Source organism: Pigmentiphaga aceris (assembly GCF_008119665.1).
Lineage (GTDB): Bacteria > Pseudomonadota > Gammaproteobacteria > Burkholderiales > Burkholderiaceae_B > Pigmentiphaga > Pigmentiphaga aceris.
In genome coordinates, this window is record NZ_CP043046.1 from 5,367,835 (window position 1) to 5,385,280 (window position 17,446).

At 61.2% G+C, this 17,446-nt stretch carries 13 protein-coding genes; 8 read left to right on the plus strand and 5 right to left on the minus strand.

Translation table 11 applies throughout. From position 1 onward, the window contains the following. Positions 1 to 72 precede the first annotated feature (72 nt). Positions 73 to 1,563 carry an IS1182 family transposase gene (locus tag FXN63_RS23125; protein ID WP_246164912.1) on the minus strand — a complete coding sequence of 497 codons (1,491 nt, stop codon included), beginning with the start codon at positions 1,561 to 1,563 and terminating at the stop codon, positions 73 to 75. A gap of 161 nt (positions 1,564 to 1,724) precedes the next feature. Here FXN63_RS23125 and rfbD point away from each other — a divergent pair, with 161 nt between their 5' ends. From rfbD to FXN63_RS23165, 8 genes are all read left to right on the plus strand, one after another. Continuing rightward, positions 1,725 to 2,621: a dTDP-4-dehydrorhamnose reductase gene (gene rfbD / locus FXN63_RS23130; protein WP_148817876.1), complete on the plus strand. Its 897-nt coding sequence runs from the start codon at positions 1,725 to 1,727 to the stop codon at positions 2,619 to 2,621. A 193-nt stretch (positions 2,622 to 2,814) separates the two neighbouring features. Further along, positions 2,815 to 3,819 carry a LacI family DNA-binding transcriptional regulator gene (locus tag FXN63_RS23135; RefSeq protein WP_148817877.1) on the plus strand — a complete coding sequence of 335 codons (1,005 nt, stop codon included), beginning with the start codon at positions 2,815 to 2,817 and terminating at the stop codon, positions 3,817 to 3,819. 80 nt (positions 3,820 to 3,899) lie between these two features. Further along, positions 3,900 to 4,913, plus strand: coding sequence for an ABC transporter substrate-binding protein (locus FXN63_RS23140; protein WP_148817878.1), 1,014 nt, complete (start codon positions 3,900 to 3,902; stop codon positions 4,911 to 4,913). 10 nt (positions 4,914 to 4,923) lie between these two features. After that, positions 4,924 to 5,742 carry an ABC transporter permease gene (locus FXN63_RS23145; protein ID WP_148817879.1) on the plus strand — a complete coding sequence of 273 codons (819 nt, stop codon included), beginning with the start codon at positions 4,924 to 4,926 and terminating at the stop codon, positions 5,740 to 5,742. Further along, positions 5,739 to 6,542, plus strand: coding sequence for an ABC transporter permease (locus tag FXN63_RS23150; RefSeq protein WP_148817880.1), 804 nt, complete (start codon positions 5,739 to 5,741; stop codon positions 6,540 to 6,542). Before FXN63_RS23145 ends, FXN63_RS23150 begins: the two co-directional genes overlap by 4 nt. After that, positions 6,532 to 7,590 carry an ABC transporter ATP-binding protein gene (locus FXN63_RS23155; protein WP_148817881.1) on the plus strand — a complete coding sequence of 353 codons (1,059 nt, stop codon included), beginning with the start codon at positions 6,532 to 6,534 and terminating at the stop codon, positions 7,588 to 7,590. Before FXN63_RS23150 ends, FXN63_RS23155 begins: the two co-directional genes overlap by 11 nt. Then, the gene (locus tag FXN63_RS23160) at positions 7,590 to 8,411 is read left to right on the plus strand and encodes a phosphodiesterase (RefSeq protein ID WP_148817882.1); all 822 of its coding nucleotides are present in this window, start codon (positions 7,590 to 7,592) and stop codon (positions 8,409 to 8,411) included. The genes FXN63_RS23155 and FXN63_RS23160 overlap by 1 nt, the downstream gene beginning before the upstream one ends. 2 nt (positions 8,412 to 8,413) lie before the next feature. Further along, complete coding sequence (locus FXN63_RS23165; protein WP_187395002.1) at positions 8,414 to 9,988, plus strand: glycerol-3-phosphate dehydrogenase/oxidase; 1,575 nt, start codon at positions 8,414 to 8,416, stop codon at positions 9,986 to 9,988. Positions 9,989 to 10,064: 76 nt separating this feature from the next. On the opposite strand, the gene FXN63_RS23170 is transcribed toward FXN63_RS23165, so the two are convergent. The 4 genes from FXN63_RS23170 to nrdI all read right to left on the minus strand — a co-directional run bounded on the left by FXN63_RS23170 (position 10,065) and on the right by nrdI (position 17,370). Then, positions 10,065 to 13,406: a beta strand repeat-containing protein gene (locus tag FXN63_RS23170; RefSeq protein ID WP_148817884.1), complete on the minus strand. Its 3,342-nt coding sequence runs from the start codon at positions 13,404 to 13,406 to the stop codon at positions 10,065 to 10,067. Between the two features lie 368 nt (positions 13,407 to 13,774). Next, positions 13,775 to 14,770 carry a class 1b ribonucleoside-diphosphate reductase subunit beta gene (gene nrdF / locus FXN63_RS23175; protein ID WP_148817885.1) on the minus strand — a complete coding sequence of 332 codons (996 nt, stop codon included), beginning with the start codon at positions 14,768 to 14,770 and terminating at the stop codon, positions 13,775 to 13,777. 51 nt (positions 14,771 to 14,821) lie between these two features. Further along, positions 14,822 to 16,984, minus strand: a complete 2,163-nt coding sequence (gene nrdE / locus FXN63_RS23180) for a class 1b ribonucleoside-diphosphate reductase subunit alpha (RefSeq protein ID WP_246164951.1) — start codon at positions 16,982 to 16,984, stop codon at positions 14,822 to 14,824. Continuing rightward, positions 16,960 to 17,370 carry a class Ib ribonucleoside-diphosphate reductase assembly flavoprotein NrdI gene (gene nrdI, locus FXN63_RS23185; protein ID WP_148817887.1) on the minus strand — a complete coding sequence of 137 codons (411 nt, stop codon included), beginning with the start codon at positions 17,368 to 17,370 and terminating at the stop codon, positions 16,960 to 16,962. The genes nrdE and nrdI overlap by 25 nt, the downstream gene beginning before the upstream one ends. Positions 17,371 to 17,446 lie beyond the last annotated feature (76 nt).

Below are 17,446 nucleotides of genomic sequence, written 5' to 3' on the forward strand. Positions count from 1 at the left end.
CATCGTTGATGTCCGGCTTCAGACTGCTGACCAACCCCCCGTTTTCGGACGTGGGGTTTTGTTTTTTGGGGATCAAGCAGCGAGCGCGGCGGGTTGTGCAGACAGCCAGCTATCGAGCCATCCGTCGGCACGGGCGGTCAGGGCGCGCCACCAGGGCGCAACAGGGGCCGATATCGACCACTGCAGGCGCAATAAAAGGCGCGCAAGCACCAGGGCGATCTTCTTGATGTTCTGCGCCGCCGCCGCCAGCAAGCATTGCTCGGCGACCTTGCGCAGCCCGCGCATGCGCGCGTAGCGGTGCCCATGCAGTTGCTTGGCATCGGCGAAGCTGCGCTCCACAGTTTCCTTGCGACGGGCGTATATCTTCTTACCCCAGTCCGTGTGGCGGCGTGCGTCAACCAGTTCCTTGTCGCGTTCCCACACGTGGCGCACGACCACCTTGATCGCGCTCTGGCTGTTGGTGCACTGGCTGCGTACCTCGCACTGCTGGCATTGCGTCGGGTCTGACTTGTATTCGCGGTAGCCCGCCCGATTGGTGGTGCTGTACGGCAGCCGCTGCCCAGCCGGGCAGACATATTCGTTGCGGTAGCGGTTGAACGTGTACTGTCGTTTGTAGAACAGCCCAGGCTTGTGGTTCGGCGTGCGGTAGCCCATTACTCCTTGGATATCGCGCGCATGCAGCCCGTGGCAGATCATCGGCGTGTAGTACCCCGCGTCCAGGCCTACCTTGCGCACACCGAAGCCGAAGCGCTCGCGCTGCCGATCCAGCCTCGCCAAGTAAGGTTGGCTGTCGTGCACCGAGCCTGACGTCACGTGTGTGTCGGTGATGATCGCGAACTTCGCATCGACCGTGCGATGGTCCAGGTAGAAGAACCCCACCGGCTTGTCGTCACGCACCATGAACCCGCTGTCCGGATCTGTACGACTGATCTTGACGTCCTTGGTCTGGGCAGCGCTGCCGCCCGCATCATCGTCGCCGCTGTCACGCTTGAGCGGCCGCTTGCCATGTAGCGCCCGATCCGCATCGACCGCCGCATCCAGCTCAGCCAAGTATGCCGAGGGTGTTTGTGCGACCGTCACCACGTCGAATTTCTTCTTGCTGGCGTTGGCCTTCAAGTGAGTGCTGTCCGTGTACAGCACCCGGCCATCCACCATCCCCCGCCCGATCGCCTGACGCACGATCTCGTCAAAAATCTCCTGGTACACCGAGGTGTCCGTATAGCGTCGCCTGCGGTTCTGCGAGAACGTCGATGCATCGGGCACCTTGTCGGTCAGCCGGAAACCGATGAACCACCGATACGCCACGTTCACCTGCACCTCGCGCATCAACTGCCGTTCACTGCGCACCCCAAACAGGTAGCCAATGAACAGCAGCTTGAACATCACCACCGGATCCAGCGCCGGACGGCCGTTGTTCATGCTGTACAGGTGCGCAACCTTCTCTCGGATGAACTCAAAATCGACCGCTGCCGCGATCTTGCGCAACAGGTGATCGGCCGGAACCAACGACTCCAGCGTCACCATCTCCAGCTCGTGCTGGTGGGGGATCGGTGCTCTTAACATCACCCAATTATGAACAAAGCCTCCGTTTTACGGGAGGCTTTGTCAGCAGTCTGAAGCCGGACATCGTTGATGTCCGGCTTTTTCTTTGAATGCAATCTCTTGCAGTGGAATATGCGGGGTCGGGTGCTACGCTGCCGACCTTGTCTTTGAAGCAACCTGCCATGTCACGCATTCTTCTACTCGGCAAAAACGGCCAGGTCGGCACCGAGCTCTCTCATCGCCTGGGTGTCTTGGGCACCGTCATCGCACTCGGCCGCGACGAGGCGGATTTCACACAGCCGAATGCGCTGCGCGACCTGGTTCGAGAACAACGCCCTACCCTCATCGTCAATGCGGCTGCGTACACCGCCGTGGATCGCGCTGAATCGGAAGCGACGCTGGCCCAGGCGGTGAATGTCGACAGCCCTGCAGCATTGGCGCGAGCCGCATGCGATGTAAACGCACTGTTGGTGCACTACAGCACCGACTACGTCTTCAACGGCCAGAAGCAAACCCCTTACGTCGAAGACGATGCCACCGACCCCCAAGGAGTGTATGGCCGCACCAAACGCGATGGTGAAGACGCTATTCGCGCATCGGGCGCACGGCATCTGATCTTGCGCACCAGTTGGGTGTATGCCGCCCATGGGAACAATTTCGTGCGCACCATGCTTCGGCTTGCGCGAGAGCGCGACACGCTGCGGGTGGTGGCCGATCAGATCGGCGCGCCTACGGGTGCGGCATGCATTGCGGACGTCACGGTGCAGTGTCTGACACGCATGATGAATGGCGTAGTGGATGCGGCGGCCAGCAGTGGCACCTACCACCTGACTGCCACAGGCTCGACGTCATGGCATGGCCTGGCTGCTGCCGTGGTCGAGCAGGCGCGAACGACGCTTGGTGCTGACGCGTTGGCGGTGCGCGATGTGCTGCCAATCACCACGGCTGAGTATCCGTTGCCCGCTGCGCGCCCGGCCAATTCATGCCTTTGCTGCGACAAGCTAAAAACGCATTTTGGTGTATGTCTGCCGGCATGGCAGGACGGTGTGCAGCAAGTCGTTCAGCAACTGCTGCGCTGAGTCGCGGACAGAAACGTAAGTTCGATGACGACGAACTTGGCAAGTACATACGTCTGAAAACGTGTGCACGACATCTGACGCGTAACGCGCATTCAAACGTCGCGTGGCGTTGAACTCGGTCTGACATAACGTCGCTGTCATCACCCCGTCATCCCACGGCGGTCCAATGTAATCGTTTACATAGGACCGCCCAATGAGCATTCAGGAAGTCGCGAGGCAGGCAGGCGTATCGGTCGCTACCGTCTCGCGCGCCTTCAACCTGCCGGACAAGGTGTCGGCCGAGACACGCGAACGCGTGGCTTCGGTCGCGCGCGAACTCGGCTATCGGCCGAACGCCAGCGCACGCACCTTGCGCACGCAGCGCAGCCGGGTGCTCGGTGTAGTGTTGCCCACCTTGTTGAACCCGGTGTTTGCCGAATGCCTGGACGGCATTGCGCACGCGGCGGCCGAACTCGGTTATTCGATCATGCCGGTCACGACTGACTACCAGCTTGGTCAGGAAGAACGGGCGGTCGACTTGCTGCTGTCGGAAAGCGTCGACGGCATGATTCTGGTGGTGTCGAACCCCGCCACATCGATTGCGCTGCAACGGCTGCGCAAGGCCGGCACGCCTTATGTCTTGGCCTACAACCGGCACGCCGATCACCCTTGTGTGTCGGTGGACAGCGAGCTTGCGGTGATGCAGCTAGTAACCCGCTTGGCAGCGCTTGGGCACCGTGAAATCGCCATGGTCAGCGGCCAGTTGTCGGCGTCCGATCGTGCGCAGCAACGCTATCGCGGTTTCCTGCAAGGCATGCAGTCTGCAGGCCTTTCACCACGTCTGCTGGAAGTGCCTTTCATTGACGATGCAGCCGCCGCATTGGCTGATCTGATCCACAGCGCACGACGTCCCACCACCCTGCTTTGCTCCAACGATTTGCTGGCGATTCGCGCGATTCGCGCAGTGCGTCAGGCCGGCTTGCGTGTGCCCGAAGACGTGTCGGTTACCGGCTTCGACGGCATTGCATTGGGCCTGGACCTGACCCCGATGCTGAGCACCGTGGTGCAGCCCAATGCACGCATCGGCGAGACCGCCGTGGCGCTGATCGTGCAGTCGCTGATCGACGGCAGCGTGCCCGGCGCGGATGCCAGCCAGATGCTGTCCCACAGCTGGCGCGCGGGGGAATCCTGCGGCGCAGCAGCGGGATCGACCTCATGACCAAGACTCTATTTTTCCCGCGTCGTCACGGCCCCGCCATGACGGCCATTCCCCTCCCCATGCACGTCAGGAAACCTCCCATGACCTTCTCGCTCAAACACATCGCGAGCGCCGGCCTGTTCGCGGTCGGCCTGCTCTGCGGCACTGCGGCGTCTGCCCAGAACGCCATCTGCTACAACTGCCCGCCCGAATGGGCCGACTGGAGCGCACAGATCGCTGCCATCAAGGCAAAGACTGGTGTGACGGTTCCGCCGGACAACAAGAATTCCGGCCAGGCGCTGGCGCAAATGACCGCCGAGCGCGCAAGCCCGGTGGCAGACGTGACCTACCTGGGCGTGACCTTCGCCATTCAAGCTGCCAAGGATGGCCTGGTGACGGGTTATCAGCCAGCAGCCTGGAAGGACATCCCTGACGGCATGAAAGACCCGCAGGGCCGCTGGTTCACCATCCATTCGGGCACCATGGGTTTCATGGTCAATGTGGATGCGTTGAACGGCAAACCGGTGCCGACCTCCTGGGCTGATTTGTTGAAGCCTGAGTACAAGGGCCTGGTGGGTTATCTGGACCCGGCTTCCGCTTTCGCCGGTTATGTCGGCGCGGTTGCTGTGAACCAGGCACGCGGCGGCACGCTGGACAACTTCGGCCCCGGCATCGAGTACTTCAAGGCACTGGCCAAGAACGAACCCATCGTGCCCAAGCAGACCGCTTATGCACGCGTGCTGTCGGGTGAAATTGCGATCTTGCTGGACTACGACTTCAACGCCTACCGCGCCCGCTACAAGGACAAGGCCAACGTTCGTTTCGTGATCCCCTCTGAGGGCACCGTGGTGGTTCCCTACACCATGAGCCTGGTCGCCAAGGGTCCGAACCCGGACAACGGCCGCAAGGTGCTGGACTTCGTGCTGTCTGACGAAGGCCAGGGCATATGGGCCAACGCCTACCTGCGCCCGGTGCGTGCCAGCGCCATGCCTTCGGACGTGCAAGCGCGTTTCCTGCCTGCCAGCGACTACGCCCGCGCCACCACCGTGGACTACGACAAGATGGCTGCCGTGCAGAAGGAATTCTCGCAGCGTTATCTGAAAGAAGCGCAGTAAAGGTAGTCGTATGAGCCATGTTGGATCTTCAACGCCGCGAGGCTTGCTGCTGGCATGCAGTGCGCCTGCGGTCGCGTTCTTCGCTGCGTTCTGGCTGCTGCCAGTCACCCACCTGCTGGTGCTGCCCGCCAAAGACGGCTGGCAGACCTACTTCGCGGTGCTGACCGACAGCCGCTACCTGACCAGCATGGCCAATACGCTTGTGCTGTCCTTGGTGGTCACCTTGGCGACCCTGTTGCTGGGCGGCGCGGTGGGCATATGCCTGGCGCGTCGTCAGTTTCCCGGTCGCCGGGTACTGCTGTCGCTGCTGACCCTGCCTTTGTCTTTCCCCGGCGTGATCGTGGGTTTCTTCGTGATCCTGCTGGGCGGCAGGCAGGGCCTGGTGGCCGATCTGAGCTCGTGGGCAGGCGCTGGTCGCGTGACCTTCGCCTACGGCTTGCTGGGCCTGTTCCTGGCCTATGTGTACTTCTCGTTGCCGCGTGCAATTGCTACCTACACGGCAGCAGCCGAAGCCATGGACCCACAGCTTGAAGAAGCTGCACGTTCGCTGGGTGCATCACGCCTGGGCGTGCTGCGCGACGTGTGGTTGCCGGAACTGGCACCGACCACGCTGGGCTGCGGTGCCATCTTGTTCGCCACGGCGATGGGGGCGTTTGGTACGGCCTTCACGCTGGCCAGCAAGGTGGAAGTGCTGCCCATCACGATCTATAACGAATTCACCAATTACGCGAACTTCGCGCTGGCCGCCGCGCTGTCGATCTCGCTTGGCATCGTCACCTGGGCCGTGCTGTTTGCGGCACGCCTGGCTGGCGGCAAGGAGCTGCGATGAGCACGTGCCATACTCCCCTTTCTTCCCCGCTGCTGTTGGTCGTCACCGTGCTGGTGTCGCTGTTCATGCTGGCCCCGATGGTCTTGTCCTTGATGGCTGGCCTGGTGAACAACTACAGCAGCGGCATTCGCAGCGGCTTGACCTTGCGCTGGCTGGGCGAGGTCTGGAATGTCTACGGCGGCACCGTGGGCTGGTCTCTGGTGTTGGCGGTGGCCTGCGTGGTGGGCAACCTGCTGATCGGCGTGCCCTGCGCCTATGCACTGGCCCGCACACGCTCACGCTGGGCCAGTGCCTTTGAAGAACTGTTGACGTTGCCTGTGGCCGTTCCCGGCCTGGCCACCGCGCTGGCCTTGATCCTGACCTACGGCGGTTATCGCGATTTCCGTCAGAGCTTTTTCTTCATCCTGGTAGGCCATCTGGTCTTCACCCTGCCCTTCATGGTGCGCACCGTGTCGCCCGCGTTTCGTCGCCGCGACATCCAGGCATTGGAAGAAGCATCGCGGTCCTTGGGTGCGAGTTTTCGCCAGCGTTTTCTGGGTGTGCTGGTGCCCGCCGCCTTCCCCGCCATTGTCGCGGGCAGCCTGATGGTCTTCACGCTCTCGGTCGGTGAATTCAACCTGACCTGGATGCTGCACACCCCGCTTACGCGCACCTTGCCGGTGGGTCTGGCCGACAGCTACGCATCAATGCGTATCGAGATCGGCTCTGCCTACACGCTGGTGTTCATTGCAGTCATTTTGCCGGTGCTGTGGAGCTTGCAGCATCTGGCCCAACACATACAGAAGCGCCATGGAACTTGAACGCGTTCGCATCGACATCGTCGATTGCGCCAAGACCTACGCCGACGGCACACGCGGTTTGCAGACCACCTCGCTGTCGGTCGAGCCCGGTGAAGTGATGGCCTTGCTGGGGCCGTCGGGCTGCGGCAAGACCACCTTGTTGCGCCTGATCGCCGGCCTGGAAAGTGCCGACGCAGGCAGCACCATTCGCTTCGGTGAACTGGACGTCACCCGCCAACCCATCGAGCAACGCGGCGTGGGCATGGTGTTCCAGCACTACGCCCTGTTCCCGCAGATGACGGTCGCGGCCAACATCGGCTACGGCCTGAAGGTGCGTGGCGTCGATGAAGCCAAGCGCCGTGCCTCGGTCGGTGAACTGGTTGACCTGATGCGCCTGAACGGTCTGGAAGACAAGCGCCCCGCAGAGTTGTCTGGCGGACAACGGCAGCGCGTGGCATTGGCCCGCGCCGTGGCCGTGCGCCCGCGTGTGCTGCTGCTGGACGAGCCGCTGACCGCGCTGGATGCGAAGCTGAAAGAGTCCTTGCGCGACGAGCTGGCCGACCTGCTGCGCCGTCTGCATATCACCGCCGTGCATGTAACGCACGACCAGCACGAAGCCATGGTGATCGCCGATCGCCTGGCCGTAATGCATGCCGGTCGGGTGGTGCAGGTAGGGCGCGGTGAAGACCTGTACCGTGCGCCCAGCCACCCGTTCGTGGCGGAATTCCTGGGCCGTGTGAACCGCCTGGCGCGCACGCCGCAAGACATGCAGGCAGACCGCCTGCAACTGGGTGGTGCCCAGATCGACTGCTCGCCCAACTGGCGCGGCCACGCCACCTTGCTGGTGCGCCCGGAAGACATCCAGCTGGGCGATGCGCACCCCGGCTGGGGCACGGCCACCGTGGAACAACGTGTGTTCCTGGGTGAACGTGTGCAACTGCGCCTGCGCACCGATGAACACACCAGCCTGCTGGCCGACGCCGACCGCGATTCCCCGCTGACCGTGGGCAGCCGTGTTGGCGTGTGGATATCTCCTGATCGCTTGATCCCCGCTTCGGACACTTTTTAATGACCACCTTTCTTGCCCAGCTGACCGACCTTCATATCCGCGAACCGGGCCGCTTGGCCTACGGTCGCATCGACACCGCACCGTATCTTCAACAAGCCGTGCAGTCGGTCTTGGCACTGCGCCAGCAGCCCGATGCCGTGGTGTTCACCGGCGACCTGACCGACTTCGGTCGCGCCGAGGAATACGCGTACCTGGCGCGCATGCTGGAACCGCTGACCATGCCGGTGTACCTGATGCCCGGCAACCATGACGACCGCGACCAGATGCGTCGCAGCTTCCCGTCGCACACTTACCTGGGCACGGAAGGCTTCATCCAGTATTCGGTGAAGGTCGGTGCGCTGCGCCTGATCGCGCTCGACACGGTGGTGCACGGCCGGCCCGAAGGCCGCCTGTGTGCGGAACGTCTGGCCTGGTTGGCCGACGCCCTGGAACGTCATCGTGACGAGCCTGTTATCGTGGCATTGCACCACCCCCCGTTCGAGACCTTGATCGGCCACATGGACAAGATCGGTCTGCTGGAAGGCGCGGCAGCACTCGAAGCGCTGATCGCCCGCTACCCGAACGTCGAACGCCTGATTTCCGGTCACCTGCACCGGAACATCGACGTGCGTTTTGGCGGCACCGTGGCATCTACCTCACCGGGCATCGCGCACCAAGTGGCGCTGGACCTGGACCCCGACGCAGATTCAGCCTGGATGCTGGAGCCCCCCGGTTTCAAGGTTCACGCATGGCGGGCAGAACGTCTGGTGACGCACCTGATTTCCAGTGGCCGCTACGAAGGCCCCTTCCCTTTTCACGATAACGGCGTATTGATCGACTGAGCATGGACCCACTGCACACTGACCGCACCACACTGCTGACCCAACTTGCCCAAGCCCGTCGCTACGACGTCGCCGTCATCGGTGGCGGCGCAACCGGCCTGGGGGTGGCACTGGACGCAGCATCGCGGGGCTTGTCGGTCGTGCTGGTGGAATCGCATGACTTCGCCAAGGGCACGTCATCGCGCGCGACCAAGCTGGTGCACGGGGGCGTGCGTTACCTGGCCCAGGGCAATATCTCGCTGGTGCGCGAGGCATTGCATGAACGCAGCGCCTTGCTGCGCAATGCGCCGCACCTGGCGCAGCCGCTGCCCTTTCTGCTACCTGCGTATCAGGCGTGGAAGCTGCCGTTCTACGGCATTGGGCTGAAAGCCTATGACCTGCTGGCCGGGCGTGAGCGGCTGAAGGCCAGTGCCATGATGGGCGCAGCTGCCGTGCGCAAGTTTTCCCCTGGTGTGAATGCGCAAGGCTTGCGCGGGGGCATCGAATACTGGGACGGCCAGTTCGACGATGCGCGACTGGCACTGGCCTTGGCGCGCACCGCAGCACGGCATGGTGCACTGCTGGTCAACTATTGCGCGGCCACCGAGCTGCGTTATGAAAATGACCGCGTGGCGGGTCTGCGCTGCGTGGACAAAGAAACTGGCATCTTCTACGACATCGACGCAGGCTGCGTGGTGAACGCCACCGGCGTCTGGGTAGACGACCTGCGCCTCAAAGACGGCCAGGCCACCCACCACGAAGCCGCCCCCATGGTCGCGCCCAGCCAGGGCGTGCATGTGGTGGTGGACCGCAAGTTCTGGCCGGGTGAGCATGCGCTGCTGGTGCCATCCAGCGACGGCCGTGTGCTGTTCGCCGTGCCGTGGCTGGGCAAGGTCTTGCTGGGGACGACAGACGCGCCACGCCAGGACTTGCCTGAAGAACCTAAGGCGGCCGATGTCGACGTGGATTTCATCCTGCGTGAAGCCGCGCGTTACCTGGTCGATGCTCCTACGCGTGCCGATGTCCTGAGCGTATGGGCCGGATTGCGACCCTTGATCAAGCCCACCGCAGGTGCTGCGGGTGCCACTAAAAAGATCAGCCGCGAACACACGATTGAACTGAGCGCGAGCGGATTGGTGACCGTGTCGGGCGGCAAGTGGACGACGTATCGGGCCATGGCCGAAGACGTGCTGACGCGCTGTATCGAGGCCAAGCTGGTCAAGGACGAATCGCCCTGCAAGACCGCGGACTTGCCCCTGGTTGGCAGCCCGTCGTTCGATACGCCACGCGTGCCGTTAAGCGCATCACCCGGTCTGCATTTGTATGGCAATGAAGCTGCGATGGTGCAAAGTCTGCCGGGTGCTGATCGGATGCTGTGTCCCGGGCTATCTGAGGCCATGGTGCGCTTTGCCGCGCGCTTCGAGTACGCCCGCACGGTGGAAGACGTGCTGGCACGGCGCTCGCGACTGTTGTTCCTGGATGCGAAGCAGGCGCTGGCAGTGGCACCTGCGGTTGCTGACATTTTGCGGGAAGAACTTGGTGTCGATCCGGGACAGGCGGCGTTCGAAGCACTGGCGCGCGCCTACCTGGTGGCGTGACGCGGGCCGACATCGCAACCTGTCGATTTTCGTCCGCAACCACCCATCCCCCGACATGAACGGGTGTGGTTGATGGTCAGAATGACGGCATACCAAAGGTGATCGTCGGAATCAGGCCACCGACGAGCTCGATGATCGTGTCGGCGGACGTGAACACGGGGTTGGCATCGTTGATCACCATGAACGTCTTGCCGCCAAACGAGCCGCCACCGGTGATGGTCAGGACAGCAATTTCGGCCAGTACGGCGGTCGATCCGACGGCTCCTGATCCAGGGGTGGGCAACGCGGCAAGTACATCCGCGATGGTCGTGATGCCGGTCCCGTCTTCGGTCAACGAGAGACGATTCACTTGTGTACCGGCTGTGAAGGCAAACCCGTTACCGAAAGCCAACGAAGACGTGGAGAGCATCAGCACATCGGTATTCTGAAAACCGCTGATCTTGGTAAGGTTGTTGGTGTTCGTGTTTGCAGTGTTGAAGCTGAGCCCCCGGCTTGTGCCGCCGATGTAGACGGTGTCCACACCACTGCCTAGGGTAATGGTGTTCGCCCCCGCCCCCATCGCGATGGTCGTGTTTTTGGTGAACCCGGTGAGATCGATGACGTCGTCAACAGGTCCGCCAGAGATATCGAGGGCGTTGCCACTGGCGAGCTTGGTGTCGACCGCACGCAGCGTCGTATTGGAAGCCGTGCCGATCAAGATGTGGCCGCTCAGGCCACCATCAGCCACATGGGTGAGGTTGGCCACCAGCACGTCGCCCTGGGTGGAAACAATCTGGCTCGGCATCACCACGCTGGCGTCAGTAGCCTTGGACAACAGCGTGCCAAGGTCGGTACTCGACAACGAGGACACGTTCGCCGTGCTCAATGACAGGCCAAGCACCGAATCGACCTTGCCGATGCCCTGCACCACGGCGGCCAGCTGGTCGTTATCCATGCCCGCAGCCTGAATGGTCACATTGGCGGCATCGGCGACGCGGTCGCCCAGCAGCGCGGCAAAGCTGTACGACTGCAGGTCCTTGTCTATGGTGAAGCTGCCCGTCAGGCCATCTGCCTTGTACTGGTTCACGAATTGCCCAATGACGGCCAGCTGAGCCGCGGTGGCACCTGTCAGATCGACGGCGTGCCCGATTCCCTTGGTAAACAGCAAGCCAAAATTGTTGCCTATTCGGGCCATGATGCCGCTGGGTGCCGACAGGTTGTTCAGCACGTCGATCTTGGCAGCATTGGTGAACAGCGCGGCCACCTGATCGATGTCCATGGAGCTCGCGTTCACCGTGACGTTGGCCCCGTCGGCCACCTTGTTCCCCAGCAGGGCCTCCAGCTGCGTCAAAAGAAACGTGCTGTTCAGAATAAAGCTGCCTGTCAGACCATCCACCGCATATTGCGCGACATGATCTGCCACGGTTTTGATCTGGTCAGCGGTCGCACTGGTCAGCGACAGCTTCGCCTCCGTGCTCTTGCCAAGCAGGTTGCCCAGATTCGACACCGGCTGTGCCCCGATCAGCGACCAGGCACTGGACGGCACGACCAGATTGCTCACGCTGTCGACCTTGCTGGCGCTCTCGACCAGTGCATAGAGCTGGCCGTCGGCCATGTCCGTGGCATCCACGCTGACCGTAGCGCCTGTCGCCGTTTTCGCCAGCAAACTCTGCAGTTGCGATGCCACCCCCGTATCCTTGGTAAGGCTCAGGGTGCCGACAATGCCATTGTTGGCGACCTTGGACAGTTGGCTCAACAGGCCCGTCAACTTCGTGCTGCTGGCAGCGCTGACCGTGAGGCCCACATCGGTCGACTTGGCAAACAGCTCGTTGATCGCGGTGGTGTCCAACCACGTGTCTTCCAGGACCAACTGGGGCACCGTAATAGCAGTGAGCTTGCTCAGGTTGCCGTACAGCGATTGGAGTTCGGTGCTGGTGTACAGGCTGGCGTTCACCGATGCCGTGGTGCCGGTGTACTTGCCCAGCAGCGACAGCCCATTGGCTGCGCTCACATCGGCCAGGATCGTCAAGGCACCGGAAATGCCCGACACCTTGCCGAGTGCCGGCACGACAACATTCAACACGTCGCTGCCGACGGTGGCGCTGGCCGTGAGGCTTGCATCCGTGCCGTCATATCGATTGAGCAATAGCTCTACTTCAGTGGCATCCAGGGAATCGCTCAGGTGCAAGGCACCCGTCAACGCGCCTATGCCCATTGCAGACGGGTGCGCTGCCAGCACGGCCAACTGATCTGCACCCATGGCCGATACGTCTGCCGTCACACTCGCGCCGGTGTCGAACTTGCCGAACAAGGCAGTCAGCTGCGTGGCGGTCAAGCTGCCCAGCAGCGCAAAGTTGCCCGAGATGCCACCAGCCGCCACATTGCCAATGTGATTGATGATGCTGAGCAACTCGTCAGCCGTCGCGCCGGTGGCGTCGATCTGCGCCCCCGTGGCCTTGCCCAGCAAGGTTTCTGTCATCGTGTCGTCCAGCGTGGCATTGCCCAGCACCAGCGTCGGCGCGGCAATGCTCGCTGCCGCGAACTTGCTCGAGGACGCCAGCAACACCAGATAATCGGAATCCATGCCGGCAGCATTGGCACTTGCCGTGGTACCGGCGTACTTGGCCAGCAGGTCGGTTGCCTCGTTGATGGTCACCGTGCTGTCCAGCGCCATCGCCCCCGTCAGCGCGCCCGCGACGAACTTGCTTACCCCGGCTGCCAGCGCTTTCAACTGCGCGGCATCCATGCCCGTGGTATCTGCCGTCGCAGCCGTGCCGCTGTAGCTGTTGAGCTTATTGGTGATCGTCGGAGCATCGTCGGCGCTGGTCAGGACAGGCGGCGGCACGACGACTGGCGGCACCACTACCGGCGGCGGGTTGATGATCGAATCGACGTAGTTGCGCGCGGCGATCAACGATGCCGGATCGTCGGTGATCATCGCAAACATCTGTTTGGCCAAGGCAAGGTCATTGCTGCGCAACTCGGCCGCGAAATACACACCGGCTTCGGCCTTGTTCGCGAAGCGCGCACGGTCGGCGACGGTCTGCGCATAGGCGGCATCGCTCAGGTCGGCGGGTTTGCTGCCAAGCGGTGTGGTGGCCACGTCGATGATGCGCACCATCAGTGCCGCCTTGGCCGCGGTATTGGTCGCCCCGCCAAGCGAATCCAGTGCAGCCGTCCAAAAGGCCAGGCCACCCGCATCGGCCGCGCGGCCGAATACCGAACTGTAGAAAGCCGCGACGAATTCCTGAGAACTCAGCCCGGCCGGATAAGTGGCCAGTCCTTCGGGCGCGCTTAAAAAGGTACCGGCCAGATTGGCCAAGCCCACCCCTTGCTCGTGTGCCTGCAACCAGAAATCAAACCCGGCAGCGTCGGGTGCACGATTGAAAGCGGCCGCGTAAAGCGTGGCAATGGTCAGTTGGGTGGGTGTGGAAGCCATGGCGAATCGGTCCGGATAGTGAAGTCATGCTTGAGTAACAAGCGGCCGAGCAAGGTTCCGACAAAAGACAGCAAAAATTAAATATCGTCGCGCTAAAGTAGCTTTTCTTCGTCCATCATTCAAAATGACGAGGTTTTGGATAAGAAAGTCTGATGACAGAACCGGTTATGACTTATAAACCTGATGCCAATAACAGCGCATAAGCTGTTATTTCAGAAAACGGCAGTGTTGGGTTTTAAAAAAAGCATCGAATTTGATGTTTTCTTCTGATCGCGTTATTCAACGCGAAAAAAATCCCGCAGCGCCCATCGGGCATTGCGGGATTTTCTGATGGTGCAATCTGCGCACCACCCTGTTCGATCAGGCGATCAGAACGCCCAGTCGTCGTCTTCCGTGTTCACAGCCTTGCCGATCACATACGACGAACCCGAACCCGAGAAGAAGTCGTGGTTTTCTTCCGCGCTGGGCGACAGTGCCGCCAGAATGGCCGGGTTGACGTTGGCCATGCTGCTGGGGAACAAGGCTTCGTAGCCCAGGTTCATCAGCGCCTTGTTGGCGTTGTAGTGCAGGAACTTCTTCACGTCTTCGGTCCAGCCCACGCCGTCGTACAACTCTTCGGTGTACTTCACCTCGTTGTCGTACAGGTCGTGCATCAGCTCGAACGCGGCGTCTTTGATTTCCTGGCGCTTGGCTTCGCTGACTTGCTCCAGGCCCTTCTGGAACTTGTAGCCGATGTAGTAGCCGTGCACGGCTTCGTCGCGAATGATCAGGCGGATCAGGTCGGCGGTGTTGGTCAGCTTGGCGCGGCTCGACCAGTACATCGGCAGGTAGAAGCCCGAGTAGAACAGGAAGGACTCCAGGAACACGCTGGCGACCTTGCGCATCAAGGGCTCATCGTGGCGATAGAAGTCCAGGATGATGCGTGCCTTGTTCTGCAGGTACTCGTTTTCTTCGCTCCAGCGGTAGGCGTCGTCCACGTCGCTGGTCATGCACAGCGTGGAGAAGATCGAGCTGTACGAACGTGCGTGCACCGCTTCCATGAACGAGATGTTGGTCAGCACCGCTTCTTCGTGCGGCGTGATCGCATCCTGAATCAGCACCGGCGCGCCGACCGTGTTCTGGATGGTGTCGAGCAGCGTCAGACCCGTGAACACACGTATCGTCAGTTGCTGTTCGTGCTTGTTCAACGTCGCCCAGGACGGGATGTCGTTGGAAAGCGGCACTTTTTCGGGCAACCAGAAGTTGCCGGTAAGCCGATTCCAGACTTCAAGATCCTTGTCGTCTTCGATCTTGTTCCAGTTGATCGCGCTGACGCGCTGGATGAGCTTCGTCGGGGGCACGACGAGACGTTGCGGGCTGTTCATGTTCGGTGGTTCGCTTTGGCTTTTCTGTTTTGCTTTTTTCGGTCGTCTGACTTACAGGGTGCAGGACACGCAACCTTCGACTTCCGTACCTTCCAGGGCAACCTGGCGCAGGCGGATGTAGTAGATCGTCTTGATGCCCTTGCGCCATGCGTAGATCTGCGACTTGTTGATGTCGCGGGTCGTGGCGGTGTCGCGGAAGAACAGCGTCAGCGACAGGCCTTGGTCCACGTGTTGCGTGGCTTCGGCATAGGTGTCGATGATCTTTTCCGGGCCGATTTCATACGCATCCTGGTAGTACTCCAGGTTGTCGTTGGTCATGAACGGTGCGGGATAGTACACGCGACCGATCTTGCCTTCCTTGCGGATTTCAACCTTCGAGACGATCGGGTGAATGCTCGACGTCGAGTTGTTGATGTAGGAAATCGAACCGGTCGGCGGGACAGCTTGCAGGTTCTGGTTGTACAGGCCGTGCGCCATCACGGATTCGCGCAGCGCGGCCCAGTCTTCCTGGGTCGGGATGGCAATGCCGGCGGCGTCGAACAGGCCTTGCACCTTGGCCGTCTTCGGCAACCAGGTACGGCTGATGTACTTGTCGAAGTACGCACCCGATGCATAGGTCGAATCTTCAAAGCCCTTGAAGACCTGGCCACGCTCGATGGCGATGCGGTTCGATGCCTGAATGGCGTGGAAGGCCACGGTGTAGAAGTAGATGTTGGTGAAGTCCAACCCTTCTTCCGAGCCGTAGAAGATGCGTTCACGCGCCAGGTAGCCGTGCAGGTTCATCTGGCCCAGGCCGATGGCGTGCGACTGTGCATTGCCCTGGTCAATAGAAGGCACCGAACGGATGTGGCTGGCGTCGGACACGGCGGTCAGGCCACGGATGGCGATTTCCACGGTCTTGGCGAAGTCGGGCGAATCCATGGCCAGCGCGATGTTCAGCGAGCCCAGGTTGCACGAGATGTCCTTGCCGATTTCCTTGTACGACAGGTCGTCTTCGTAGATCGTGGGCGTGTTGACCTGCAGGATCTCCGAGCACAGGTTGCTCATGTTGATCCGACCCTTGATCGGGTTGGCGCGGTTCACCGTGTCTTCGAACATGATGTAAGGGTAGCCGGACTCGAACTGGATCTCGGCCAGCGTCTGGAAGAACTCGCGGGCGTTGATCTTGGTCTTGCGGATGCGCGCATCGTTGACCATTTCGCGGTACTTCTCGGTCACACTGATGTCGGCAAACGGCACGCCATACACGCGTTCCACGTCATACGGCGAGAACAGGTACATGTCTTCGTTGCTCTTGGCGAGCTCGAAGGTGATGTCGGGGATGACCACACCCAGCGACAGCGTCTTGATGCGGATCTTCTCGTCGGCGTTTTCGCGCTTGGTGTCGAGGAAACGCAGGATGTCCGGATGATGGGCGTTCAGGTAAACGGCACCCGCGCCTTGACGTGAACCCAGCTGGTTCGCATACGAAAATGCGTCTTCCAGCAGCTTCATGATCGGGATGATGCCCGACGACTGGTTCTCGATCTGCTTGATCGGGGCACCGGCTTCACGGATGTTGGTCAGCAGGAACGCCACACCACCGCCGCGCTTGGACAGCTGCAGGGCGGAGTTGATCGAACGGCCGATCGATTCCATGTTGTCTTCGATGCGCAGCAGGAAGCACGACACGAGTTCGCCGCGCTGCTTCTTGCCACCATTCAGGAAGGTCGGCGTGGCCGGCTGGAAGCGGCCGCTGATGACTTCGTCCACCATTTCGCTGGCCAGCTTGGTGTCGCCGGCAGCCAGCGACATCGCGACCATGCACACGCGATCTTCGTAGCGTTCGAGGTAGCGCTTGCCGTCGAAGGTCTTCAGCGTGTAGCTGGTGTAGTACTTGAACGCACCGAGGAAGGTCTGGAAGCGGAACTTGTGCTTGTAGGCCTGCTCGAACAATCCCTTGATGAACTCCGGCGAGTACTGCGACAGCACGTCGGCTTCGTAATAGCCCTTCTCGACCAGATAACGCAGCTTTTCTTCCAGGTTGTGGAAGAAGACCGTGTTCTGGTTTACGTGCTGCAGGAAGTACTGGCGCGCGGCGAGCTTGTCCTTGTCGAACTGGATGTTGCCACCGTCGTCGAACAGGTTGAGCATCGCGTTCAGCGCGTGGTAGTCGATCTCGGTGTGTCCTGCGGAAGGACGAACCGGGCTCAGGAGATTGCTGCTTGTGTCCAAAATGTCTCTACTCCGTCGCGCACACGTTCCACGTCCTCGGGCGTCCCCAGCAACTCGAAGTTGTAGAGGATCGGTACGTGGCATTTCTGCGCGATGATCCGGCCAGCAGCGCAATACGCCTGGCCAAAATTAGTGTTACCCGCGGCGATCACGCCCCGGATGAAAGATCGATTCCGCTCGTCATTCAGAAATCGGATGACTGGCTTGGGTACAGCGCCTTGCATGCTTCCACCACCATAAGTGGGCACGACGAGCACATAGGGCTCGTCGACTTGAAGCATTTCGGCGTCCGTCGCAATAGGAATACGTTGCGCGGGTAAGCCGACCTTGCCGATAAAACGATGGGTATTTTCTGACTTCGTAGAGAAGTAGACGAGCAGGCTCATGAAGATGTCCGTACAAGCCTGTCATTGGCACCGCTTGCGCGGCCATTCAGGCTTTGATGCGGGGGCCGTTGCGGAC